Below are 25,023 nucleotides of genomic sequence, written 5' to 3'. Positions count from 1 at the left end.
TAGTGAAGTGATTGAGTCGTTGCGCTAAAATAAAGTCAGCGAATCCAGGAGTTTTCTGACTTCTACTGTGTCTCAATCTCTAAACCCATTAGCGCCGCCAACTCACCCCGATCAGCGTGAGATAATTCTGAACTGGTTAAAAGCAAACGTTCCTGATACCAGGGTTCGACACATTTTGCGCGTAGAAGAGATGGCGATCGAGCTAGCAAATTGCCACGGGCTAGACGCAGGGAAAGCGGCAAAAGCAGGATTGATGCACGACTTAGCAAAGTTTTTTAAGCCCCTGCGACTGTTGCAAATGGCGCAAAAAGAAGGGTTAACGCTTGATTCGGTGGATATTGCAAACCCGCATTTGCTACATGCCGAGGTGGGCGCGATCGTGGCTCGGGATCAGTTCGGCGTTTTTGATCCAGATATCCTACAAGCAATTTGTGATCACACGCTGGGCAGTCCGGGCATGAGTGCTTTAAGCTGTGTGGTCTATTTAGCAGACGGGCTAGAACCTGGACGGGGCGACACTCCTGAGTTAGAAGAATTGCGACACCTCAGTCGGCAAGACTTAGATCAAGCCATCTGGCGGTTAGCTGATTATTCTTTAAGACATTTATTAGACGCTCGTCACTTGATTCATCCGCGCACCGTTTTGACCCGCAACTGGTTTTTACAAAAAGGTTTCAAACGCAGTCCTAGAAAACATTAGCTTTGGAATTTACGCCAATGCCGCCTTACTAGATTGATTCACCCAATCTCGTTAACACCCACTTAGATTAGGAACTTAACCATTAATGACAGATTTCACCAAAGAGCAAATTCTTTCTACCTTCTCTGGCACAACTCAAACCGCACCCGATCGTAGCTACGAACTGGCTCTGCTTGCTGCTGAAGCTGCCGACGATCGCAAAGGTGAAGAAATTACGCTGATGAAAGTTGGAGAAGTCACCGTTTTAGCCGATTATTTTGTGGTGATTACAGGCTTCTCTAAAGTGCAGGTGCGGGCGATCGCGACCTCGATCGAGGACAAAATTCTTGAAAAGATGAACCGCCGCCCCCTACGCTCAGAAGGCGTTTCAGAAGGCACTTGGGTGCTTGAAGACTACGGCGATGTGATTGTTCATGTCTTGATGCCTCAAGAGCGAGAACGCTACGACTTAGAAGCATTTTGGGGACACGCGCCCCGAATGGCTTACGCAGAAATAGCCAGCTAGAGAGGGTTTGAGCGTTGAGCTTGAAATCAGAGTTATGGCATCGCGCTTCAAGTGACTCAAAACTTAAAACTCAACGCTCGAAACTCTTTTATACTGACGAATAGGCTGTTTCTGTTTCCTTCTTTGGCTTGGTTATGAACTCATCCGTCGTTTGCCCAGTCCCACTGGAACAGAGACCGATTAACGAATATCAAGACCTCAAAGAATCCTGGTTTTTTCGTTGGGCAACGCTTGACTTGTTTGCCTATGTTAAACCGACGATCGTGCTGTGGGGTCTAAGTTGGTTGGTGTCAGGCCCAGTTGCGGCAGTGAGTTTTGTGCCCGCAAAACACCCAACTCAGTTTGGGCTATTGGCAGCAGCAGGAGCCAGCATTATTCCCGCGTTGGCGCTGCTGCGACTCTATTTAGGGTGGCGATATGTCAAGACTCGGCTGCTAAATAGCAGCGTTTTTTATGAAGAATCGGGCTGGTATGACGGTCAAACGTGGGAAAAGCCTGTGGAAGTTTTGACGCAAGATCGGCTGATTGTGACCTATCAAGTCGAGCCTGTTTTGCAACGTCTTAGCCGCACGTTCCAGATTGTGGGTCTGATGTTTTGTGCGGGGAGCCTAGCTTGGTGGGTCTTATAAATTTTTTCTATCCTGTCTCCCTCTAATGTTAAAGTTCTACACATGACAAGGGGAAGAAGAACTCACGCATCGGCAGAACTGGAAGTCAGACTTCTGCGCGAAGGTATCATAGAATCTGTGCATCACGCTCAGGCGGCAATTTGTGACGATCGCGGTCGCATCTTACTAATGGCGGGTAATGCAGAAGCAGCGACGTTTGCTCGTTCTGCTTTGAAACCGTTTCAGGCGCTGGCGGTCACTACGACTGGAACGTTGGAGCGGTATGGGTTGACCGATCGTGACCTAGCAATTATTTGTAGCTCTCACAAAGGGTCAATTCATCAAGTTAGACAAGTTTTTAACATTCTTTGGAGAGCAGACATCGACCCCGGTGCGGTGCAGTGTCCAATTCCTCCTAATAAACAGAGTCCGTTGCAAGATAACTGCTCTGGCAAGCACGCTGGAATGTTGGCAGTCTGTCAGCAGCGTGGGCTGCCGCTCAACACCTATCTTCAAGCCAATCACCCCGTTCAGCAGTTAATCTTGACAAAGATCGCCGAGCTATTAAAAATTCCTGGCGCGGAATTTATTGTGGCGAAAGATGATTGCGGTGCGCCCACTTATTTTATGCAACTGCGACAATTGGCTTGGCTCTATGCCCAGCTTGCATCTGGCAATAGTCTAGACATGGAGCGCATCTCGCGATCGATGACGCATCACCCGATCATGGTTTCAGGCGACGGAGAATTTGACACCGAACTGATGCGTCTGACTGAAGGAGAAATTGTCAGCAAATCGGGTGCCGAAGGTGTGCAGTGTGTTGGACGGGTCGGTGAAGGTTTAGGGTTAGCCATCAAAGTTATGGATGGCGCTAAACGGGCAAAATATGCGATCGCCATCCACGTTCTCAAACAAATGGGCTGGATCACGCCCTCTGTTGCCGAAACTCTCTCAGACACCTATCTGACGATCGGGCGCTATAAACGCCTGGATGTCGTTGGAGAATTATCAATGCTTTAAACGTCGTCGGTCAGGAACCATTAACAAATCACTCATGTCTGATGAACCGACCACAACCGCGATCGTAAAAGCCTTGTTAAGATCCACGTAATTTAGATTACAACTCTGCCAACTGCGCTCTTGCCACCTATGAGTGAGATTATTCTTGACGTTCGTGACCTTCAGGTACAGTTCAAAACCGATACAAGAACTGTGAAAGCGGTGGATGGCATCTCTTTTCAGGTGAAACGGGGGCAGACGCTAGGAATCGTGGGGGAATCGGGTTCGGGAAAATCGGTCACGTCGCTGGCAGTGATGGGATTGGTGCCCAATCCGCCGGGTCGGGTGACGGGAGGCGAAATCTGGTTTAGTGATGCTGAAACGATCGGCGAACCGATAGATCTACTGCGCGTTCCGGTTAAGGAGTTGCAAAATTATCGGGGCGATCGGCTTTCGATGATTTTTCAGGAGCCGATGAGTTCGCTCAATCCGGTCTACACGTGTGGGTTTCAACTGACTGAGGCGATTCGTCTACACGAAAAGATCTCTGAATCTCAGGCACAGCGCCGAGCAGTTTCACTTTTGCAAGAAGTGAAACTGCTGCCGCCCGACGAGGAGCTTAAACGCCGATTTCTAGAAGAGTTTTATCCAGATGGGACGCAACCGAGTCAAGTTGAGATCGATCGTCAGATCAACCGACAGAAATTAGCCATGCTCGATCGCTACCCTCACGAGCTTTCGGGCGGACAGATTCAGCGTGTGATGATTGCGATGGCGATTTCTTGCAATCCCACTTTGCTGATCGCTGATGAGCCGACGACTGCGCTCGATGTGACGGTGCAAGCCACGATTTTGGACTTGCTGCGAGATTTGCGAAATCGGCGCGGCATGGGCATGATGTTTATCACCCATGATTTGAGTTTAATCGCTGAAATTGCCGATCAAGTTGCGGTGATGTATGAAGGTAAAATTGTCGAATATGGCTCTGTTTTAGACATTTTTTCTAACCCTCAACACCCTTACACAAAGGGATTGCTGACCTGTCGCCCTCAGCCCGATCGTCGCCTGCGCTACCTGCCTACCGTCTCAGACTTTATGGAAGTCTCTAGGCTGCGGAATGGGGAGACGCTGATCGAAGCGAAACAGCAAGATGTGAATGCTGCGCTCCGCAGTGCTGAGGAGATTAGCGACACTGAATTTAACTCGCGATTGCAAGAACTTCAGAAAAAACCGCCGCTCGTCTCAGTGCAAAATCTTCAGGTCGCGTTTCCGGTGCGGGGCATTTTTGGGCAGACCAAGCGCTATGTGATGGCCGTTAACGATGTCTCGTTTGACGTATATCCTGGCGAGACGTTGGGACTGGTGGGTGAATCGGGTTGCGGTAAAACGACCCTGGCACGAACGCTATTGCGGCTGATTGAAGCGAAAACGGGAAAAGTGCTATTTGAAGGCAAAGATATTCTGTCGCTGCCGCCAAAACAAGTTCGTCAATTGCGACGAGAAGCGCAAATTATCTTCCAAAATCCTTACAGTTCGCTCGACCCGCGACTCAACATCGGGGAAGCCGTGATGGAGCCGCTACAAATTTATAGTCGCGGCAAGGGCAAACAGCATCAGGAACGGGCAGCTTATTTATTGCAGCGAGTGGGACTAGACCCTGATTTGATGAAGCGCTATCCCCACGAGTTTTCGGGTGGGCAGCGGCAAAGGGTTTGTATTGCCCGATCGCTAGCTCTTAATCCTAAGTTCATCATCTGCGATGAGTCTGTCTCAGCGCTGGATGTCTCGGTGCAGGCGCAAGTGCTCAATCTGCTCAAAGAACTGCAATCAGAATTTGGGTTGACCTATATCTTCATTTCTCACGATCTCAGTGTGGTGAAGTTTATGAGCGATCGCATCGTCGTGATGAACCGAGGCAAAATTGAAGAGGTCGGCACGGCTGACACGATTTATCGTCACCCTCAACAACCCTATACGCGGCAGTTAATTGCGGCGATTCCGGTCGGGACGCTCGATCGGATTCGCGAACGTCAAGAACAACGCGGACTTTCTGCATCGTAAATCTGGGGTTGCTCCTTCGGCACTTATCAAGTCGATCGCCCTCTCATACCGATTTCGGAAGCAATTGTGACTGATCGCTCCATCGGACGGGGCACCGCATGCCATGCCCCTACGCTTTTGGATGGGCATGGCACTGCCGTGTCTGGATACGGATCTCTCGCTTTCACAAATCAAATGGATATCACCCAAGATATACATTTTTGATAAAAATCACTAAAAATACTACATTCTCAATCTTTAATCGCAAACAGATTCATGGACATTTGGGAGCATTGTGTTTCGTTAGCAGAAAAAACTGGTTTTTTGTTTGCATATTTTTGGTTCTTTTGACTATAATTCTAGAAGTAAGAGCCATCAAACTTCTCTTCCTGCAAGCGAACTTAATCAACTTAAGGAGAATCGGGTGGAAGACATAGAACTGACGCTAACGCCAGACGATTACAGCCTTCTCACTGATCTATATCAGTTGACGATGGCAGCCTGTTATGTGGGCGAACATCTAGATCAGCGTCGCGCCAGCTTTGAGATGACCGTTCGGCGCTTGCCTGAAAGATTTGGGTATTTGATTGCGATGGGGCTGGCTCAAGCTCTAGATTATCTAGAGAAATTTCGATTCAGTTCTACTCAGGTTGAAGCTCTCCAGTCGATGGGCGCTTTTGAGCATGCACCGACCCAATTTTGGGCTGTACTGCAAGAAGCTCGATTTAGCGGCGACGTTTGGGCAGTGCCAGAGGGAACCGCCATCTTCGCTAACGAGCCGTTACTGCGGATAGAAGCCCCTCTCTGGCAAGCGCAACTCGTCGAAACCTATTTACTAAACACGCTGAACTATCAAACCCTAGTGGCAACTCGATCGGCGCGAATGCGTGACGTAGCCGGAGTAGACGCAACCCTATTAGAGTTTGGCACTCGCAGAGCTTTCAGTCCCCAAGGTGCTTTGTGGGCGGCTCGTGCAGCATTGGCAGCCGGGTTAGATGCCACGTCTAATGTCTTAGCTGCCGTGAAGCTAGGACGCACACCTTCTGGAACGATGGCCCATGCGCTCGTGATGGCATTGAGTGCGACAGAAGGCACTGAGGCAGAGGCATTTACGGCATTTCACCGCTACTTTCCGGGTGCGCCGCTGTTGATTGACACTTATGACACGATCGCTGCTGCCCGCGATTTGTCCGAGCAAATGAAAGCGGGACTTCAACTATCGGGAGTGCGAATCGATTCGGGTGATCTCGCGTCGCTGTCTCAGCAGGTGCGATCGCTCTTGCCCGGAGTCGCCATCATTGCGAGTGGTGACTTAGATGAATGGAAGATTGCTGAACTAAAGGCGGCAGGAGCCTGCATCAATGGTTATGGCATTGGAACGCAACTCGTGACAGGTTCTCCAGTAAACGGAGTCTATAAACTGGTGGAGATTGACGGCATTCCAGTGATGAAAGAATCTCCAGGCAAGATTACCCATCCGGGACGGAAGCAGATTTTTCGTCGCGTTGAAAACGGAATCGTGCAGTGCGATCGCTTAGGTTTAATCCACGAAACTCCTGATCACGAACAGCCTTTGATGCAGCTTGTTTTCAAACAGGGGCAGCGAGTGCAAGAATCAGACAGTTTGAGTACGATCGCTGAACGAACGATCGCTTCTGTTGCCAGTTTGTCCGCCTCAGTTCGGGATATCGATCAGCCCGAATCGATTCCGTTAGATCTTTCTGACGATCTGTCCGCTCTAATCAAAAAAACTCGACGAAAAACAACCGATTGAGTGAACGCTTCTAGATTAAAGATTCTCCTTCACCCATTTAACCTATGTTAAGAGTTGCATTGTTTGGCACTAGCGCTGACCCCCCTACGAGAGGACATCTCGCCATTTTGTGCTGGCTTTCTCAGTACTTTGATCAAGTCGCGGTTTGGGCATCAGATAACCCGTTTAAGTCTCACCAAACGGCGTTAGACCACCGCACTGAGATGTTGCGATTGCTGATTAGTGACTTAGACTCATTTCGACACAACATTCAGGTCTATCCAGAGTTGAGCAATTCTCGCACCGTGATCACAGTAGAGCAGGCGCAGGAACGCTGGCAGGGTGCAGAATTTACGCTAGTTGTCGGGTCTGATTTGGTGGGTCAACTGCCAAAATGGTTTCGGGCGAGAGACTTGCTTGATCGGGTCAAGCTTTTAGTGGTGCCCAGACCCGGATATTTGATTGCAGACAAAGAGCTAGACCCTTTGCGGCAGATGGGAGCCGACGTGACGATCGCGGATCTCAATGCCCCAAATGTCTCGTCTACCGCCTACCGTGAACAGGGAGAAACGGAGGGGGTGACTTCTCCAATTCAGGCTTATATCGATCGGGAGCAACTGTACAAATGTCACGCACGCAGAGAAAAATTGCCCACTTATTAGCAGGAGAGGCGTTAGCAGATTTTAGAGTGGGCGTTGATAACGCAATCTTTTCGGTCGATACGGCGCTGAATCGGCTGCTGGTGCTGCTGGTGATGCGCCAAGAAGAACCCTTTCTGGGACAGTGGAGTTTGCCCGGAACGCTAGTCAGGCAGGGTGAATCTTTGGAAAATGCTGCCTACCGGATTCTGTCTGAAAAGATTCGGGCGCGAAATCTTTATTTAGAGCAACTCTACACGTTTGGCGGTCCGAATCGTGATCCGCGTGAGGCAGAGGATAGTTATGGGGTGCGTTATCTGTCGGTCAGTTATTTTGCGCTGGTGCGCTATGCCGAAGCCGAACTGATTGCAGATGGTGTGAGCGGCATTGCCTGGTATCCCTTAGATCAGTTGCCGCAGTTGGCATTTGACCACAACAAGATTTTGGAATATGGGCACTGCCGACTTAGAAACAAGCTGGAATATAGCCCAGTCGCGTTTGATGTGTTGCCCGAAGTTTTTACGTTGAGTGATTTGTTTCAACTCTATACAACAGTGTTGGGGGACAACTTTTCGGATTATTCAAACTTTCGATCGCGCCTTCTCAAACTAGGTTTTCTCAGAGATACGGGAATCAAAGCCTCACGGGGGGCGGGTCGTCCAGCAAGTTTATATCGATTTGATGCCGAGGCATTTGCGCCTCTTAAAGACAAACCTTTGGTATTTATTTAAGTGAGTAGAACATGAAAATTGCGATCGCTCAACTCAATCCGACGATCGGAGATTTAGCAGGAAATGCTCAACAAATCTTGCAAGCTGCACAACGAGCCGCAAGTGAAGGAGTGCGATTACTACTCACTCCAGAATTGTCTCTGTGTGGCTATCCGCCGCGTGATTTGTTGATGAATCCGAGTTTTGTTGAGGCGATCACTCGGACGCTACTAGAGTTAGCAGAGCAACTTCCATCAGGAGTCGCGGTTTTGGTGGGAACTGTGGAACCGAATGCGCGATCGCTGCAAAATGGCGGCAAACCTCTGTTCAACAGCGTCGCTCTTTTAGAACAAGGACAAATTCTCCAAATCTTTCACAAACGCCTGTTGCCAACTTATGACGTGTTTGATGAAGACCGCTATTTTGAGCCTGGAAAGGAGCCAAATCAGTTCACCTTAGAGCATTTGGGTCAATCTGTGCGGATTGGTGTCACCATTTGCGAAGACCTTTGGAATGATGAAGAGTTTTGGGGCAAACGGAGTTATACACTGAACCCGATCGCCGATCTTGCTCAACAAGGTGTTGATTTTACGATCAATCTTTCGGCATCTCCTTATACAGTCGGCAAACAACGTTTGCGAGAAGCGATGCTGCAACATGGGGCGGTACGGTTTGATCAGCCGATCGTCTATGCCAATCAAGTCGGCGGCAATGACGATTTGATTTTTGACGGGAACAGTGTTGCGGTCGATCGTCACGGAAATCTAGTTTGTCGTGCTCGTGTCTTTGAGGAAGATTGGGTGGCGATCGACTACAATCCCGAAACTCAGGATTTTCTGCCTAGTTCTGTGGCTCCTGCTCCTGACTGTGACGAAGCTGAAATCTGGGCAGCGCTGGTAATGGGCGTACGTGACTATGCGCGCAAGTGTGGCTTTTCTAAAGTTGTGTTGGGGTTAAGTGGTGGAATTGATTCGGCTTTAGTTGCTGCGATCGCTGCCGCCGCGCTCGGTGCCGAGAATGTATTAGGCGTTCTCATGCCTTCGCCTTACAGTTCTGATCACTCGGTTGAAGATGCGTTAAAACTCGCCAAAAATATTGGGATTAAAACTCAAATGTTGGCGATCGGGCATCTCATGCAAAGCTATGACCAAACTCTAGAAGACTTATTTACAGGCACAGAGTTTGGTGTTGCCGAAGAGAATCTTCAGTCTCGGATTCGAGGCACATTGTTGATGGCAATCTCCAACAAATTCGGCTATTTGTTAATCTCCACAGGCAACAAATCTGAGATGGCGGTCGGCTACTGTACTCTGTATGGTGATATGAATGGGGGACTTGCAGCGATCGCAGATGTGCCTAAAACCCGCGTCTACTCGATCTGTAAATGGCTGGGTTCTGACATCATTCCTACCCACATTGTTACTAAGGCACCGAGCGCTGAGTTAAAGCCGGGGCAAGTCGATCAAGACTCGCTGCCAGCCTACGAGATTTTGGATGACATACTCGATCGCTTGATTCATCAACATCAGTCCGCTACCGAAATTGTTGCTGCTGGACATGATCAAGTTGTGGTAGATCGCGTGGTTAAACTCGTGACGATCGCAGAATTCAAACGTCGCCAAGCGCCACCAGGATTGAAAATCACCGATCGCGCTTTTGGCACAGGCTGGAGAATGCCGATCGCTACTAAATGGATTGCTCGAACTGCGACCATTGCAAACGATCCTGCGAAACAACCCTCTCAGCCTGTTTGACTTGGAGACTATTCAAGGATTGCTTCACAGTTTTCCAAGAGTTAATCAAGCGTCAGTTCGACAGGGTTCACTCCGATTGTGAATTCGGGAAGCCCCCTAAATCCCCCAAAATGGGGGACTTTGAATCGGAAATTTTGGCTTGAAGTCCCCCAGAATGGGGGATTTAGGGGGCAGAAGCCGCTCTTAACGAAGCGAAAAAACTCGTCGAACTGACGTTAATCAATGGCTCCCTAACGCCCAACCTCCTAGAGTTGGATGGTGATTTTGTTGTGCACCTCCTCCACTTGAATTAGAGAACCATTACCGATCGCGATGTTGAACTTCACTAAAGAACGTTCAATTTGATAGCCCGGTAAAACTCGAACAATTTGATATTCAGTCGTCAAGTCACTCGTGCCATCCCATTTGAGAAATGCTAGTTGATTGGACGCAATTTCACTCAGTTGTGAAACAAACTCTTCAATGCGATCGCTAACATTCACGAGAATGCCAGACGAAAGGAAGATATAACGCTCTTGTAAATCCAAAGTCACACTGACTCGATAACGCTTTTCGGTTGAGCAACGCAACTCAACGGTGAACGCGATCGAGCTAGGAATCACAGTCCTAACTCCCATATTATTTTGTCCTCTCGGTTAGTTCAAAGAGGACAAGAATGCTGATTTCTCAGACATTCTAAAGGGATGAAGAATGTATGCAGGATCTTGATTCCAGCCTTTCAAGATCCCATAGCAAAGCTGACGGTGTACAATCATGAACGCCTCCTGAGTTATTGTCGGTAACTAGGGATGGAAGTCCTCGGAGTCTGATTTGCCGATCAGATTTCGGGGCACAACTTCATCACTGCGATGTATTCTACAGGAGTTTTTTGTTTTTTGGAATGCTAAATTTTTGAGGTGATGCGATTACCCGATGGGGAACTGCGGAGCGATCGTTTTTTCGGGAAGTGCGGGGAGATACACGGAAAGTTTCCGTATAATCAATAGTTCCACGAGAACTGGATACAAATGTTACCTGTTGGGAACACTCTATCCATCCCCAGTTTCGTAGAACAACCTCGTTGGAACCGACACGCGAAGCATAGTAGGTAGGGTTAACCGCACTGTTAACTTTAGTTGACAGTAGCTGCAATCGATCTGGTGCGGTTCAACTCGATCGTTGGGCTGCAATCGCGGTACTATATTCTCTTAAGTCACGCTGAAAAGCATTCACGCAGTCAAGACTATGACCATTCCACTTTGGGTTTTACTCGGCTTCGCGGGGTGGACGCTGGTGGTTTTGCTGGGCACCATTGGCATTTACCGCTGGAGTCGCATTTTAACGGGCAGAGCCAAACCCAATGAATTTCCAGCAGATATACCCCACGGAGACGATTGGTATCGCCGAGCGATGCGATCTCACGCCAACTGTCTAGAAAATCTGCCTATTTATACTGCCATTGTGGTTGTTATTGTTGCAACAGACACACGAAGCCCAGTCCTGGATATCCTGGCAACTCTGCTACTCGTTGCCCGTATTATGCAAACTATTATTCATATTGGTTTTAAGCAGAGCAACATGGTTGTTGGTTTTCGGTTTTCCTTGTTCTTCGCCCAGCTAATCTGCATGATTGGCATGGGGATTATGGTTGCAATGGTTGTATCGAAACCCTAATTCAAATTTGAGAAGTAGCTCATTCAGTGGCAACACCATCATACAACGCAGCCCAACCCTGCGATGGGGCGGACAGCCGTTTATCTGTGTCGTTAACTTGTCAGACTCGATCGCCAAAGTTGAGTTTTAGATGTCCGATCAACACAACCCTTTTGGCTGATAGCTCTCTACAACTCGTCCTGCGCCTCTCACTTGCGCGTAGTAAGTGCGACTTACGGCATTGCCTCGATCGGACAGTTCATCAATCCCAATCCCATTGCGTCCCTGATCTTTGCCGGAACTGTGAATGTAGCGATCGTTCCCTAGATAAAGTCCGACATGGGTGGCTTTAATCGGCGTACCAAAAAAAACTAAGTCGCCCGGCATCAGATCAGAAAGGGCAATTTTTCTCACAAATTCTTCTTGCTGATAGGCATCTCTCGGCAGTCGAATCCCTGCCGACGCGAAAGCAGCTTGCATTAGCCCAGAGCAGTCATAATTTGGGGCAACTGTTCCGCCCCAGAGATAGTAATTGGGCACTGCCATCGCAGATCGAGTAAACGCGATCGCCCCCGCAATTCGACGCTGAATCTCTGCCTCTGACCACACAGGCGCTTGATAAAGCGTTGCAGATGCTTCTAGAAATTGGCTGTCTTCAGCCGCCAACCAACCTGGATAGTCGTCTTCGCAAAGGCGGACTTGCAGCGGAGAATTTTGAGGGCTAGAGAGAATGGTCAAGCGGCGATCGGCTTCAGCTTGAGTTGCCAGACTGTTGAGTTTGGGCGAGGTGTAGAGATTAAGGTTAGCTTTGATGAGATACTGCATACAACAAATGAGCGATAAATAAACCCAGTTAATTATTAACGGCTCACGCCTCAAAAACTGATTATGACTTTCTTCCGCAAAGACGAACCATTACAAACGTTGGGCGATCGGATTCTCGAAACCACTTGGGCAGAGTTTCCGAGTTTGGCACAAAACCAGATTGCGATCACCTGGCTAGTTTATGATCCGCCAGTTTTTGTCAACACAGGCGGCGCAATTAACTTCAATGAGTTTTGGCAACAGTCAGTGCGTGGCTTTAGCTATCGAGGAGTCGAGCGCATCTATCCTGCTAGTATCGTCAAATTGTTCTATTTGGTTGCCGCGCAAGAATGGTTAGAGAAAGGCATGATTCAGACTTCAAATGAGTTTGAGCGGGCACTGCGCGACATGATTGTCGATTCGAGCAATGATGCTACGAGTCTGGTGATGGACATTCTGACGGGCACCACCAGCGGACCCGAACTGCCTGCCGCCCCGTTTGAAACTTGGAAGCAGCAGCGCAATATTGTCAATCGCTATTTTCAGGGGTTGGGCTGGTCAGAGTTAGCCACGGTGAATATGAATCAGAAAACCTGGTGTGACGGGGCTTATGGTCGAGAACGAGCATTTGTCGGCGACACCTTCGAGAATCGCAATATGCTGACAACTCATGCGGCGGCGCAATTGTTGCACAGCATTATTGGCGGAGTGGCGGTGTCTGCTGCCCGATCGCAGACGATGATGAATTTGCTGCGGCGATCGCTCAACTCTGACGATCTCAATGCTGACCCAGAAAATCAGGTGACTGGCTTTTTAGGCGGTGGGCTGCCTCAAGGGGCGCAGTTGTGGTCAAAAGCAGGATTGACGAGTCAAGTCCGTCACGATGCCGCCTATATCGAGCTGCCAACGCTTCGACCTTATCTATTAGTCGTTTTCACCGAGGGCAAACCCCACAGTGCCAATGAAGCAATTTTGCCGTTTGTTTCTCAGCAGGTCGTCGAGGCAATAAGTTCTCTATGAATTGATTAAGCCGATCGGTAATGTTCGATCGCTCGTTGAATAAACGCTTGCCACGTCTCATTCGGAATCCAAATTCTGTGTAAATCTTGTTCTGCTTGCTGATCATTATTGCGATCGTGCAAGCACCGATAGAGATACATAAATGCAGAAACTCTCATGTTCTTGGCGCAGTGGACAAAAATAGGTTGTTCGGCGTTGGCGTTAATGACTGCAAAGAAGCGATCGAGATCTTCAATTGTTGGATTCGTCCAAATCACAGGAATGTAAACATAGTCCATTCCCAGCGACTCTACAATGTCTTTTTCGTGAGGAATTGCATTCGTCGATCCTGGCGGAGCTAGATTTATGACCGTTTGATAGCCTGCTTCTTTGATCGCGGCGAACTGGTTCTCGATCGGCTGCCCTGCTGTAGCAATGTGGTCAGACAGCTTTAAAAAATTGTGAATCGCTTCGATGCTTTCAGTCATGAATCGTCAGAACTCAGGTTTCGCGAATCTGCGATCGTAGCTTCTCTAACTCTGGATCAACGTCAAGTTGAGCCGAAGCAGGCAACTGAGACGGAGTGCCCGACATCAGCTGATTTTTCATTGAGGCTAATTCTGCGTCAATTTCATTGGTTTCGCCGAGTGCCTCAAACCGCTTCTCTAAATCATCGGTGCCTAACTCCGCGATCGCTTCTGATTGTGCCTCTAGCTGCAACACTTTTTCTTCCATCCGCTCAAACGCATTCATGGCGCTGCCAGTGCCGACGTTGCTCAACATTTCATTCAGTTGCTGAGAGGCTTTTGCAGACCGGGCGCGAGCGATATAAAGATCTTTTTTGGTCTTCGCTTCTGAAATTTTGCTTTCCAGCTTCATCATGTTTTGCTTGAGCTGCGTGACGATCGCTCTCTGTTGAGTCAACTGCGCTTCCATCGCCACTGCGGTCTCTTGATAAGATTTGCGACGAGTCAGCGCTTCTCTCGCCAAGGGTTCGTCACCTTTTTGCAGGGCAAGTTGAGCGCGGCGATACCATTCTTCTGACAGCGATTTGGCTTGAGAACACTGCCGCTCGGTGCGCTTTTGGGTCGCGATCGCCTGCGCCACTGCCTGCCGAAGCTGAATCAGGTCGTCCTGCATATCCAAAACCGTCTGCTCCAGAATCTTTTCTGGATCTTCAGCCTGACCAACCAGGTGGTTAATGTTTGCACGAATCGCTCGCCAAATTCGGTCAAAAAGTCCCATCGCTGATCTCCGGTAATACGGCTCTCGCTAGTTACTCAATATTACCGTACCTTTTCGGTTGCGATTTCCTACTATTTGCGGACTTCGGCAGGAATTCCTTGATTTTGCAATTCTTCAACTTTTGCCTTGGCTTCTGCCTCGCTGCGATAGCTCCCCGATCGAATAAAGCCACCTTCAGGCGTATTGACAAACTCAGCCCCCGCATTGCTCTGCTGAATTTTGTCGTAGGTACGATCGCTGTCATAAGGCGTATCGACGTGATAAGTGACCGTTGGGGATGGAGATGGGGCCGGGGCACGCTCGATCGGAGGCTGAGGGCGAGGAATGGGCACAGTTGAAGGCGCGATCGGGGCAGATCTGATCGTTGGTGCTGGGATGTAGGACGATCGTGGATAGCTAACTGCTGGGGCAGGGTTGGGTCTGATCACTGGCGCAGAACGAACAGGTACGCTTCCAGCACTCACATTTGCAGGAGCGGGCACACTTGGGGCAGCAACAGGACTGGGCTGACTCGCAGCAGGTAAGGCAGCCGGGGACACCGATGCCGAGGGTGAAGCCTTTGTAGCGGAGGGAGGCTTGCTGTTTTGGGGCAACCCACTCGTCGGACGAGTCTTTAAAGTGGTCAGATTGCCTAACCCCAAGTCAACAAACTCTTTAGCGTCAAGCGGTGGCGTGTTAGGAATGTCTCCTTGAGACTCCTGGGCAGTGGGCACTGGGCTAGGCGCGGCTTCTCGTCGGGCAAAAATTTGGCTCAACCTGCTCAAACTTGAGGGGTTCATAATCACATAGCCAAACATGGCACTTGACAGCAGCAACATCAGCATCGCTCCCACGCCTAGCGGAGTCACGAGGCTTTCTAAAAAGCTGCGATCGACTCGGACTTGAGCTTCTTCTCTCGCCAAACTTCGCAACAGTTCTTCAGAAGACTCTAAATAATCATCGGGGGTTGAAGCGTTTGTCAAGTCATAGTCGGCTTCTGAATCTTGCAGCGAATGGCTCAAAGTTGCGTGGGGGTAATCACGATCGGCGGAAATCACCGCCAAATTTGAAGACAGGTCTGACTCCATGACAGCCGCATCGCGCCGCAGTGGAATTGGCTCTGCTGAGAGAATGGGCGGGACTGGGTGGGCACGATCGTCTCCAGAAACCTGATTTGCACTAGCAGCGTCCGCAGCCGAAAACGACATTAAATCGACTTTGGGGGCTTGCTTGCGTCTCAGCCCATCGATCGGGGGCACAGAGCGCCCGGCCTTTTGCCGTCGATATCGCGCCAACTCTTCATCAAGCCGAGTGTCGAGGCACCCTAGAGCACGTTGTAGCTTTGGGTGAAGCGAGGGAAGAGAAGCATGAGTGGAAGACTCAACCGACGGACTGTGACGCATTTTTTGACTCCTACCGTTTGAAACCGACGATTAGATCGCTTGCCGAACTTGCTAGAATCCTGGAGTTTCCCACAAGCGTTAATCTAAATAGAGACGACTTTGAGAATCTGCGCTCTCAGTGTAATTCACACGGCTCAAAGTGAATCAAAAACCTCGATCGAAATTTGGCATTTTTTTGCTCCTTCCCAGAGATGTAGTGTGAGTGACTCCTATGACTTTTCAACGCCTGCGAGGAGTTTTAGGCTCTCTACCCCAATATCGACCGCCTGAAGAAACGCAATTGCAGCAGGTTTTAAGATATTGGTCTGATGTGGTTGGGGTAGCTGTGGCAGCGCAAACTCGCCCGGTGACAGTTCAGCGCGGGGTGTTAAAGGTGGCTACGGCGAATGCAGGATGGGCACAGAACTTGGTCTTTGAGCGACGACGCATTTTAGAGAAGCTTAATGCTCTGCTGACCATGCCGCTCTTAGATATTCGGTTTTCGACCACTCACTGGCACAGCCCAGACAATCGCCAAGCGCTAGATGATGCAGAGCGATCGGGGCTGTGGCTAGAGCATCCTAGTCGAGTTGAAGATGTGCCAATCCCCAAAGCAAATCTGAACCCGGCAGACCCCAAAGCCGCGTTTGACTATTGGACAACGGTGATGCAGTCACGCAGCCAGCATTTGCCTCTGTGCCCTCAGTGCGAGTGCCCAACTCCGATCGGAGAGCTTCAGCGATGGTCTGTGTGTGCTGTGTGTGTCACAAAACGCTGGTAACTTAGAAAGCTTTACAAACCTTAATAACTACAGAGAAAATCTTGACCTTCAAGGTTGCCGAAACTCTTATACTATTTCTGCTTTTTTGTCATCTACTTAAGTAATAGATGCAGCTCTACTTTGAGACATAAGTCTTTTATAGTCTTCAAGTTTTTGGTTGCGTTTACATTCTTTATGCTTATTACTACATCTTGAGAAAGAAGATTATTTCTTAAGATTGACTTTATTCTCTATTTACTAACTGATTTTCGAGTTAATTAGTATTGCTTGATTTCTTGATTTTTAGTTGATCCCCGCTAGGTTTCAGTGAATACCGAGGGGTTTTCTCTATAAATTCAAAACTCGACAATTAGTTTTGTTCATTTCTTAGGTCAAATCTAAAGAAAATCTAAACCCAAGTTTCACCACAAAAGTCTTAAAACCTTGACGGCATCAAGAATTCAACTTTTTTACGCTACTGATCCCCAAAATATTTAGACCACAATAGAGATACGGCAGATCACGTTGCTGTAAAACTAGCTTCTGAACATGAGAGTTATTGCAATCAATTAAATTTTGCAATCAGTCTTAGTAAATCTCAGATTTCAGTGACAAGTTTCTTTTTCAAAAATCCGTGCGAAGTCCTTAACCACACAAACTTTTTCTGAAAGCCTAATCATTATGAAACGCTCCGATCCCTTAGCTTCAGCCTGTCGGCATTGCAGACATTATGTGCATGAAGGAAGACGTGGGGGAAATTGTGGTCAGCTAAATGTTCTCGTTCAGGGGAGTTGGAAAGCTTGCTCTTTAGCATTGCCTGCGTTTGCACCCAACTGGCAATTTGAACGAATGATGGCTTTGCAGAGTGAGCCAGTAGAAAAGCTTCCAACCCCTATTTCTAAGCACGGTGACTTGTGTCACAAACCTTGCACAGAGTTTGCGGTGAGCAGTTTAGAAGACTATGCCGCTCCTATAGAAAAGACGGCATAGATTTTCTGAAGCACCTTACAGTTTCTGAATGCTTCTAGCCCGATCGCACCTCTAGCCAGGTGCGATTTTTGTAATGCTCCGCACTAAGGCAACCAGGGATATTTACGGAAATCAGGGCTGCGTTTTTCTAGGAATGCCTGTTTGCCTTCAGACCCTTCTTCAGTCATGTAGTAGAGAAGGGTGGCGTTTCCGGCAAGTTCTTGCAGCCCTGCTTGACCGTCGCAGTCGGCGTTAAAGGCAGCCTTGAGGCAGCGAATCGCGATCGGGCTTTTCTCTAAAATTTCTCCTGCCCACTGAATGCCCTCGGCTTCGAGTTGCTCGATCGCAACTACACAATTGACCAAACCCATTTCTAAGGCTTGCTCTGCGGTGTATTGGCGGCAGAGATACCAAATTTCTCGCGCTTTTTTCTGTCCAACGATTCGCGCCATATAACTCGCTCCAAATCCCCCGTCAAAGCTGCCGACTTTGGGCCCGGTTTGCCCAAAAATGGCGTTGTCGGCGGCGATCGTCAAATCACACAGCATGTGCAGAACGTGCCCACCACCGATCGCATATCCGGCAACTAAGGCGATCACGACTTTGGGCAGCGATCGGATCAGACGCTGTAAATCTAAAACGTTTAATCGCGGCGTACCTTCTTCATCCATATAGCCACCGTGACCCCGCACGCTTTGATCGCCCCCTGCACAAAATGCATATTTGCCATCGGTGTGAGGGCCCGCTCCAGTCAAGAAAATGACCCCAATCCGGCTATCTTCACGAGCGTTGCTGAACGCATCATAGAGTTCGACGACTGTTTTAGGGCGGAAGGCGTTGCGCTTATGGGGACGGTTGATGGTGATTTTAGCGATACCGTCAGTCTTGTGATAGAGGATGTCTTCGTAGGGTTTGACGAGGTGCCATTCGACGGTCATAAAAACTGGGGGTTAAGGATTAATCGATCGGGCAAAAATGCCTAAATGATGGTGCCGCCATCGGGCATCGGCAGCGCGATCGGTCTGCAATTCTAATACGCGGATGCCCTGAGCAGGGAGAGGATTTAGACGTTTGACAAGCTGACTCCAGGTGTGAATCTGCTCATACTCTAAATCGTAGGTTTTGCAAAGGTTGGCGAAATTAATGTTTTGTGGCGTGGCAAAGAATTCTTCAAACGGGGGATTGAATTGAGCGATCGGCAACATTCCAAAAATTCCGCCGCCGTTGTTGTTGATCAGCACGATCGTCAGATGCCCAACAAAATGATTACGAAGTAGGAAGCCGTTGGTGTCGTGCAGGAGTGCGAGATCTCCAGTCAATAAAACGCTGCTTTGGTTGTGGTGAGCGACTCCTAAGGCGGTTGAAAGTGTGCCGTCAATGCCGTTTGTACCACGATTAAAAAAGGGCTGGATGGCAGAATCTCCGGGTTTCCAGAAAAACTCGACATCTCGCACGGGCATACTGTTAGAGATAAAAAGAGGAGTTCCATTAGGCAAAGACTGAGACAGCAACCAGGCAGTTTTGCCTTCAAATAAGGTCTCTTCGATCGTCATAGTTTGGTCGATCGCGTGTCTTATTTTTGAGTCGGCGGTCTGCCAAAGTTCTAAATAAGGGCTAGACGGATGTGTTTCGGCGGACAGTAGACCTTTTGCATGAATCCGGGAAATCCCCCTAAATCCCCCAATTCTGGGGGACTTTGATTCTGGTTCCCAAGCTTGGGGGGCTAGGGGGGCTTCCGATGATTCGTGCAGGAAGCCTAGCGTTTCTGCAAACGATTCGGCAGATGTTTGGAGATGAGTCGTTCTGCCGTGAAGTGGATCAAGATTGCGATCGCTCGGATCGATCACCCATTGCCTCGGCTGAGTTTCTGCTAACCACTGCCGTAATTCTCGACTAGTGGGCATCTCTCCCACCCGAATTACCACATCGGGAGCCAGCTTTTGAGCTAAATTGTGGTTTCTCAAAATCAAATCATAAGTTGAAATTAGATAAGGATTGAGACTTGCATAGTTGCGGAGGGGAGACAATCCTTCAGCTAAGACGGGCATTCCTAGTGATTTTGAGAGATGGGCGATCGCCCGACAATAACGCTCTGGTGATTCGGGTTGGGCACATCCAGCGATGATGATGCCGTGAGCATTTAGAGGAAATGGGCAGACAGCAGCAGACAGAGAGACGGCAACGAGCGGATGAACGTGACCAAAAAAGGTTTCAGCCTCAAAGGTGGCTTCTAGTGCTTGAGCATCTGACTGGGGAAGCGGGACGAGCGGATCGCGGAACGGAAGATTGAGGTGGACGACTCCAGGACTTGAGCCTAGTGATCGCTGCCACAATTGGATCAACGTTTGGCGTAAATATGCCAGCATGGGCAACTCGATCGAGGGCAATGCCAACTCTGCGTAAGCTTTGGGATAGGAGCCAAAGAGTTTGTGCTGGTCGATCGTTTGTCCGGCGTTGCAGTCCCGCAGTTCTGGCGGACGATCGGCTGTCAGAACTAACAGAGGAACGCAGCTTTCACTCGCCTCGATAATCGCTGGATAGAAATTTGCGCCAGCCGTGCCAGACGTGCAGATTAATGCCACAGGTTGGTGAGTGCGGCGCGCCAGACCCAGGGCAAAAAACGCCGCTGATCGCTCATCTAAAACCGGAATTGCCTCAATTTTGGGATGTTGAGCAAACGCGATCGCCAAAGGTGCCGATCGAGAACCGGGGCAGATCACAGCCGTGGTCAAGCCGAGACGCTGAAGGGTTTCTGCCAGGACGGAAGCCCAGACAGTATTGGTGTTGCGGAAATCGATCGACATTCGGAAAATTAAGCTTCTGGATCAATTCCTTGCGCCCGGAGTTGGGCAACAAGACGCTCTGTACGCTGACGTTCTCGCTCAAGTTGAGACTCGGCTTGCTCAAGTTGAGATTCGGCTTGAGTAAGTTGGCGCTGAGTCTGCGCGGCGGTTTCGTGTCCGGTTAAGAGCAAGGTTCCCTGATTGTCCCACCAGCGCAGCCAGGGAATGTCGAGATTTTGATATTGACCTTGCCAGATTCCTAGCTCAACGCCTAGTTGAGAAATGGGGTAGTGTCCCCGATCGTTGGTGGGCACGGGTAGATATTGATTTTCGATCAGGTGATAGACCTCAACGCTGGCTTTGGTGACTTCATAAATTCCATAAAAAGCGGGACGAATCACCTGTTCATAAATCCAAAATTTGCCCGTCCAGGGTGTGGTGTCTCGCTCTTGTGAGCCGTCGCCTGAGACAAACTCCAGCACGATCAGCGGCGCGATCAGTTCTTGCCAAAGCACGTAAGAACGGCGAGACTCCCCATTAATCGTGGGGGGCACATTCGCCACATAAAACCAATCAGGTGCCTCTGCGCCTCTTTGGGGGGGGTCAGTCATCCGCCAATAGATGCCGCTATCTTGACCGATGCAATATTGCCCGTCTGCATGACGCTGCTGCAAAATCGGCTCGATCGAGTCAGTCAACAAAACACTCTGAGGGTGTTCTAGAAAGTTTTTCACAAACGTGCCATCTGATTCGGGAAGCTGCGTGTGGTCAGGCAGTTTTGTGAAGGTCGGTAAATCTGCAAATGAGGTCATAGCACAGCACTCGCGTCTCTCTTTATCAGTGTAGTCGCTTGACTAGACCAACGCGGCTAAAAGCGCTTGTAGCTTGAGCTGGACTTCGGTTAATTCTTTATCGGGATTGGAACCTGCCACGATTCCCGCTCCGGCAAATAATCGAGCGTGACATCCATTCAGCACCGCAGAACGAATTCCGACCGCAAATTCGCCGTTACCTTGCTGATCGACCCAGCCGATCGGAGCCGCATACAGCGATCGCTCAAACTGCTCATAGTGACGAATTTGCTCACAGGCAAGCTCTCTCGGAGCGCCTGCCACTGCCGGGGTTGGGTGCAGTTTGGCGACTACATCCAGCAGGTGAACCCTCGATGGAACGGTGGCCCGAATTGGAGTATGTAAGTGTTGAATATTGGGAAGTTGCAGCAGACGAGCCGACGATCGCTGCGTATTCAGCCCCAATTCTTCTAAATGGCGCGTGATGAAATCAATCACGACTTGATGTTCATGTGTTTCTTTTTGACTTGACAGCAAGCGATCGGCCAGTTGAATGTCTTCGATCGCGGTTTTGCCACGAGGGGCTGACCCTGCTAAAGCATCTGTTTCTAAATGCTGATTGTGAATCTTAACTAAACGTTCTGGACTTGCCCCAATAAAGGTTTGTCCCTGACTGTTATTGGTTGAAAAAATATAACAATTTGAGTAAAGTCTGCGGAGATTATTAAGAGAGTTGACTAAGTTAAATGGAATCGGTAATGTCACGTCTAACGCATGAGCTAAAACGATTTTATGAAGGTGCTTTTTTTGAATTGATTCCAGAACAGATAAGACTGACTTTTTAAAATGATTAGTATGGGAAAAATCTTTTCTGGCGAGTTTGTTGAGTCCGATCGCCAAATCAATCGCTTGATGTTTTACGGCTCTAATCGTCTGAAACTTTTGCCATATTTGAGCAGATGATCGCTCCGGGTCTAGAGTTTGATCGATTACGACATTGGCGACGATCGTGCAGCGATCCGCTTGACGAGACACCTGCCAACGAGGGAGAAAAACCGACGCAGATGGAAAAGACAAATTCTCTTGCAGGGGCTGATCAAAAAATGAGAAACTACAGAAAAAATGTGTTCCCGAAAAAGGAGTTTCTGAATCTCCAAATTGAATCGCATTGGTTGAAGCGCTGCGGATAAATTCTTTTGCCTCAACGAATCGATTCTTGCCCTCAGTTTTAAGCTCGATCGTAGTATCGATCGCCAAAATTGCTTCTTGCTGACCGCTTTTCTCAAAATAAAAGTGGCGCTGATCGGGTCGAACAATTGCCTGAAGAACTGCTAGAGGATCGATGGGTTCTATCTCTAACGAAATGCTGACAATTTGCGAAGATTTGCGAAGGTTCGCTCTTTTGCAAGTCGCTAGGAATTGAGCGATCGCAGTTTGATTTTGAGCACGATCGAGCCGACAAGGGGTGATAGTCATGCGGGTATCAATAAAACCATCTCGTTAAGCTGATTCTAATGGCTGAAGGATCAGGTTCTCGATCGAGCGTTGCCCGGTCACCTTTAACCGAAAATCGTCAGGCGGCACAAACGTGATGCCGCGCCGCACCGGACGCACCGGACGATCGTAGTTCGTTTGAAACTCATAGCTCGATAAAACTGTCGCCAAAACCAGCTTCATTTCAAACAGCGAGAGCGCCATGCCGACACAACTGCGACTGCCGCCGCCAAACGGCAAAAACTCAGACGGCGAGAACTTCTGAGCGATGAAGCGATCGGGATTAAATCGCTCTGGCTCTGGGTAAGTGTCGGCTCGATGATGCGCCAAATAAATGCAGGGCACCAAAATTGCGCCTGGCTCAAATTCATAACCCTCAATGTGAACGGTTCGTTTAACTTTGCGAGGTTGAGAGATCAGGGCGATCGGATAGACGCGCAAAGCTTCTTTGCAAACGGCGGTCAGATAGGGCAACTGAGATAGCGCCGTCGGATCGGGATTTTCGCCCAGGGTTTGAAGTTCTGTCAGCAGGCGATCGAGACAGTCTGAATGACGATGAATCCAGTAAAATGCCCACGCTAAACCCGATGCGGTGGTTTCGTGTCCGAGTAGCAACAAGGTCATCAACTGGTCGCGCAGTTCCACATCGCTCATCGATTCGCCTTGATCATCGTGTGCCGTCATCAGCACTGAGAGAATGTCAGTTCGACCGTTTAGGGATTGGGAGCGACGATCGCCAATCTCAGCATAAATTAGCGCGTCAATCTCCTGCTGTTGAGCCAAAAAACCGCCCCAAGGACTCCAGCGCCCCAAATTTTGCTGAAGCATGGGAAAGAAAAACTGCGTCGAGTAAAGCGGCGAGGTAATGGCTTCGAGTAAATGACTCAGCAACTGTTTGAGTCGTTCGTAACGCGCTCCGGGCACCATGCCAAACACGACCTGCAAAATCACCTGAAGCGAGATTTCTGACATCTCTTCGCGAATAGTTAGCGATCGTCCAATCTGCCAATCTGACATCTGCTGTCTCGCCAGATCACAAATGACGCGCCCCTGACCATAAAGCTGTTCTCGATGCAGCGCAGGCATCAACAACTGTCGCTGTCGCTGATGGCGTTGCCTTTCTTGCATGATCACCGACTGATCGCCCACCAACGGACGAAAAATGTGAGTCACTTTGCCAAACTCAAACGAGTCTGCCAGCGTCGTAAAGATTGCCTGAATCGATTCAGGATTGCTAAAAAAGACGACAGGCGGAGAGTTGACACCCAATACCCGCAGCGTAAAGGTGTCTCCATATTGTTGGGCACAGCTTTCAAGAAAGTTAATCGGTTGAGCCACGATCGCAAGGGTTTGCAGCAGCGAAGGCAACCGAGATCCATCAGGCAATTTCATCAAGGCATTTCTACGAGCGTCTGCGATCTAGTCTAGAAGCAAAGGAGGAAGGGATGAGGAATAATCCTCCGACGATGTAACGTTTCTATAACACCCCTCCAATGCCTCAAACCAGATGGGAGACTGAGAAGCACAGCATTATTAGAGTCTTCTGGCAGCTACAGGAGTTTTGTTAATGACGACCAGGACGATCGAGCGGACGAGTAAAAAACTCTGGTTTGCCGCCATTAAGCCACCGATGTATAGCGTGGCAATCATGCCGATTTGGGTCGGTTCAGCCGTTGCCTTTGCTGAAACACATCAATTCAACGCTTCAATCTTCTTCACGTTTTTGATCTCCGCCATTTTGATTTTGGCCTGGGAAAATTTTAGCAATGACGTGTTTGACTCTGAAACCGGAGCCGATGTCAATAAGAAAAATTCTCTGGTGAATATGACGGGCAATAAGTCCCTGATTTTTTGGATTAGTAATCTTTGTCTCGCAGCAGGATTGTTGGGCATCAGCACGATCGCCGCTCGGCAGCAAGATTTCACAGTGATTGGGCTAATTCTGCTGTGCTGTGGCATTGGCTATATCTACCAGGGTCCGCCGTTTCGTCTCAGCTATAAAGGGCTTGGAGAAATTCTCTGTTTCTTTGCGTTTGGCCCATTGGCGTTTGCGGCGACTTATTACAGTCAGACAAAAGCCTGGTCAAATACGAGTTTGGCAGCGTCGATCGTCGTGGGCATTGCCACCAGCCTAATTTTGTTTTGCTCTCACTTTAATCAGGTGAAAGATGATGCCGCGATCGGCAAAAGATCCCCGGTAGTGCGGTTGGGGACGAAGCGATCGGCACAGCTTTTGCCCTGGATTTGCGGCAGTCTCTATGCGCTGACCACTCTATTTGTGATTCTCAAAGTTTTCCCCGTTTGGACGCTGCTGATCTTTCTCAGCTTGCCCGTCGCTCGTAAACTCTGCAAATTTATCGGTTCGCAGCATGATCAACCTCAAAAACTTACCTTCTGTCGTTTGATCGCGGTCGAACTCCATTTTTGGAGCGGGCTGCTTTTAGGGCTGGGCTTTATGTTGACGCAACTGGTTTAAAA

At 49.1% G+C, this 25,023-nt stretch carries 25 protein-coding genes and 1 pseudogene; 16 read left to right on the top strand and 10 right to left on the bottom strand.

What is annotated here, in order from left to right; all coding sequences use genetic code 11:
* The first annotated feature begins 67 nt into the window (after positions 1–67).
* The 10 genes and pseudogenes from yqeK to C7B65_RS02400 all read left to right on the top strand — a co-directional run bounded on the left by yqeK (position 68) and on the right by C7B65_RS02400 (position 9,707).
* Positions 68–700: a bis(5'-nucleosyl)-tetraphosphatase (symmetrical) YqeK gene (gene yqeK, locus C7B65_RS02440; protein WP_073069323.1), complete on the top strand. Its 633-nt coding sequence runs from the start codon at positions 68–70 to the stop codon at positions 698–700.
* Positions 701–785: 85 nt separating this feature from the next.
* A complete protein-coding gene (gene rsfS / locus C7B65_RS02435) occupies positions 786–1,205 on the top strand; it encodes a ribosome silencing factor (protein ID WP_073069322.1) in 420 nt (139 codons plus the stop codon).
* Between the two features lie 134 nt (positions 1,206–1,339).
* On the top strand, positions 1,340–1,834 hold the full coding sequence (locus C7B65_RS02430; RefSeq protein ID WP_073069321.1) for a CGLD27 family protein: 495 nt from the start codon (positions 1,340–1,342) through the stop codon (positions 1,832–1,834).
* Between the two features lie 42 nt (positions 1,835–1,876).
* A complete protein-coding gene (locus tag C7B65_RS02425) occupies positions 1,877–2,833 on the top strand; it encodes an asparaginase (RefSeq protein ID WP_073069320.1) in 957 nt (318 codons plus the stop codon).
* A gap of 129 nt (positions 2,834–2,962) precedes the next feature.
* Positions 2,963–3,886: pseudogene (locus C7B65_RS29530) on the top strand (ABC transporter ATP-binding protein); the annotation flags it as partial.
* A 198-nt stretch (positions 3,887–4,084) separates the two neighbouring features.
* Positions 4,085–4,873 carry an ABC transporter ATP-binding protein gene (locus C7B65_RS29525; protein WP_397428384.1) on the top strand — a complete coding sequence of 263 codons (789 nt, stop codon included), beginning with the start codon at positions 4,085–4,087 and terminating at the stop codon, positions 4,871–4,873.
* Between the two features lie 403 nt (positions 4,874–5,276).
* Positions 5,277–6,626: a nicotinate phosphoribosyltransferase gene (locus C7B65_RS02415; protein WP_073069318.1), complete on the top strand. Its 1,350-nt coding sequence runs from the start codon at positions 5,277–5,279 to the stop codon at positions 6,624–6,626.
* Between the two features lie 44 nt (positions 6,627–6,670).
* Positions 6,671–7,267: a nicotinate-nucleotide adenylyltransferase gene (locus tag C7B65_RS02410; protein WP_073069317.1), complete on the top strand. Its 597-nt coding sequence runs from the start codon at positions 6,671–6,673 to the stop codon at positions 7,265–7,267.
* Entirely contained in the window at positions 7,231–7,974 is a 744-nt protein-coding gene (locus tag C7B65_RS02405; protein ID WP_073069316.1) for an NUDIX hydrolase, read from the top strand. The genes C7B65_RS02410 and C7B65_RS02405 overlap by 37 nt, the downstream gene beginning before the upstream one ends.
* Positions 7,975–7,985: 11 nt before the next feature.
* Positions 7,986–9,707 carry an NAD+ synthase gene (locus C7B65_RS02400; RefSeq protein WP_073069315.1) on the top strand — a complete coding sequence of 574 codons (1,722 nt, stop codon included), beginning with the start codon at positions 7,986–7,988 and terminating at the stop codon, positions 9,705–9,707.
* A gap of 245 nt (positions 9,708–9,952) precedes the next feature.
* On the opposite strand, the gene C7B65_RS02395 is transcribed toward C7B65_RS02400, so the two are convergent.
* Positions 9,953–10,324 carry a hypothetical protein gene (locus C7B65_RS02395; RefSeq protein WP_073069314.1) on the bottom strand — a complete coding sequence of 124 codons (372 nt, stop codon included), beginning with the start codon at positions 10,322–10,324 and terminating at the stop codon, positions 9,953–9,955.
* A gap of 607 nt (positions 10,325–10,931) precedes the next feature.
* Here C7B65_RS02395 and C7B65_RS02390 point away from each other — a divergent pair.
* Both C7B65_RS02390 and C7B65_RS29160 read left to right on the top strand, forming a co-directional pair.
* Positions 10,932–11,360, top strand: a complete 429-nt coding sequence (locus C7B65_RS02390; RefSeq protein ID WP_073069313.1) for an MAPEG family protein — start codon at positions 10,932–10,934, stop codon at positions 11,358–11,360.
* Positions 11,361–11,367: 7 nt separating this feature from the next.
* On the top strand, positions 11,368–11,490 hold the full coding sequence (locus C7B65_RS29160) for a hypothetical protein (protein ID WP_262983512.1): 123 nt from the start codon (positions 11,368–11,370) through the stop codon (positions 11,488–11,490).
* A gap of 8 nt (positions 11,491–11,498) precedes the next feature.
* Here C7B65_RS29160 and C7B65_RS02385 read toward each other — a convergent pair whose 3' ends face one another.
* Positions 11,499–12,164 carry a C40 family peptidase gene (locus C7B65_RS02385; RefSeq protein ID WP_073069312.1) on the bottom strand — a complete coding sequence of 222 codons (666 nt, stop codon included), beginning with the start codon at positions 12,162–12,164 and terminating at the stop codon, positions 11,499–11,501.
* 63 nt (positions 12,165–12,227) lie between these two features.
* Between C7B65_RS02385 and C7B65_RS02380 the strand changes: the two genes are divergently transcribed.
* Positions 12,228–13,163, top strand: a complete 936-nt coding sequence (locus C7B65_RS02380) for a serine hydrolase (RefSeq protein WP_073069311.1) — start codon at positions 12,228–12,230, stop codon at positions 13,161–13,163.
* A 5-nt stretch (positions 13,164–13,168) separates the two neighbouring features.
* Here C7B65_RS02380 and C7B65_RS02375 read toward each other — a convergent pair whose 3' ends face one another.
* The 3 genes from C7B65_RS02375 to C7B65_RS02365 all read right to left on the bottom strand — a co-directional run bounded on the left by C7B65_RS02375 (position 13,169) and on the right by C7B65_RS02365 (position 15,769).
* On the bottom strand, positions 13,169–13,630 hold the full coding sequence (locus C7B65_RS02375) for a protein tyrosine phosphatase family protein (protein WP_181314315.1): 462 nt from the start codon (positions 13,628–13,630) through the stop codon (positions 13,169–13,171).
* A gap of 13 nt (positions 13,631–13,643) precedes the next feature.
* Positions 13,644–14,387 (bottom strand): PspA/IM30 family protein, encoded by a 744-nt coding sequence (locus C7B65_RS02370; protein ID WP_073069310.1) that lies wholly within the window; start codon positions 14,385–14,387, stop codon positions 13,644–13,646.
* Between the two features lie 71 nt (positions 14,388–14,458).
* Positions 14,459–15,769, bottom strand: a complete 1,311-nt coding sequence (locus C7B65_RS02365; RefSeq protein ID WP_106253891.1) for a hypothetical protein — start codon at positions 15,767–15,769, stop codon at positions 14,459–14,461.
* 211 nt (positions 15,770–15,980) lie between these two features.
* Between C7B65_RS02365 and C7B65_RS02360 the strand changes: the two genes are divergently transcribed.
* Together C7B65_RS02360 and C7B65_RS02355 are read left to right on the top strand one after the other, a co-directional pair.
* Positions 15,981–16,529: a DciA family protein gene (locus tag C7B65_RS02360; protein WP_073073988.1), complete on the top strand. Its 549-nt coding sequence runs from the start codon at positions 15,981–15,983 to the stop codon at positions 16,527–16,529.
* Positions 16,530–17,189: 660 nt separating this feature from the next.
* Positions 17,190–17,498, top strand: a complete 309-nt coding sequence (locus C7B65_RS02355; protein ID WP_073073986.1) for a hypothetical protein — start codon at positions 17,190–17,192, stop codon at positions 17,496–17,498.
* Positions 17,499–17,581: 83 nt separating this feature from the next.
* Here C7B65_RS02355 and menB read toward each other — a convergent pair whose 3' ends face one another.
* Genes menB through C7B65_RS02330 form a run of 5 tightly spaced genes read right to left on the bottom strand, consistent with a single transcriptional unit; the run spans position 17,582 to position 23,937 of the window.
* Positions 17,582–18,415: a 1,4-dihydroxy-2-naphthoyl-CoA synthase gene (gene menB / locus C7B65_RS02350; RefSeq protein ID WP_073073984.1), complete on the bottom strand. Its 834-nt coding sequence runs from the start codon at positions 18,413–18,415 to the stop codon at positions 17,582–17,584.
* Between the two features lie 12 nt (positions 18,416–18,427).
* Complete coding sequence (gene menD, locus C7B65_RS02345; RefSeq protein ID WP_073073982.1) at positions 18,428–20,281, bottom strand: 2-succinyl-5-enolpyruvyl-6-hydroxy-3-cyclohexene-1-carboxylic-acid synthase; 1,854 nt, start codon at positions 20,279–20,281, stop codon at positions 18,428–18,430.
* Between the two features lie 8 nt (positions 20,282–20,289).
* On the bottom strand, positions 20,290–21,072 hold the full coding sequence (locus C7B65_RS02340) for a Uma2 family endonuclease (protein WP_073073981.1): 783 nt from the start codon (positions 21,070–21,072) through the stop codon (positions 20,290–20,292).
* A gap of 42 nt (positions 21,073–21,114) precedes the next feature.
* Complete coding sequence (locus tag C7B65_RS02335) at positions 21,115–22,527, bottom strand: isochorismate synthase (protein ID WP_073073979.1); 1,413 nt, start codon at positions 22,525–22,527, stop codon at positions 21,115–21,117.
* Between the two features lie 24 nt (positions 22,528–22,551).
* Positions 22,552–23,937 carry a cytochrome P450 gene (locus C7B65_RS02330; RefSeq protein ID WP_073073977.1) on the bottom strand — a complete coding sequence of 462 codons (1,386 nt, stop codon included), beginning with the start codon at positions 23,935–23,937 and terminating at the stop codon, positions 22,552–22,554.
* Positions 23,938–24,112: 175 nt separating this feature from the next.
* On the opposite strand from C7B65_RS02330, the gene menA reads away from it, so the two are divergent.
* On the top strand, positions 24,113–25,021 hold the full coding sequence (menA, locus tag C7B65_RS02325) for a 2-carboxy-1,4-naphthoquinone phytyltransferase (protein ID WP_073073976.1): 909 nt from the start codon (positions 24,113–24,115) through the stop codon (positions 25,019–25,021).
* Positions 25,022–25,023: the final 2 nt, after the last annotated feature.

Origin of the sequence: Phormidesmis priestleyi ULC007, assembly GCF_003003695.1 — a bacterium.
Taxonomy (GTDB): Bacteria; Cyanobacteriota; Cyanobacteriia; order Leptolyngbyales; family Leptolyngbyaceae; genus Phormidesmis_A; species Phormidesmis_A priestleyi_A.
Note: the sequence above shows the minus strand (reverse complement) of the source record. Positions and strands in the feature narration are given on the sequence as shown.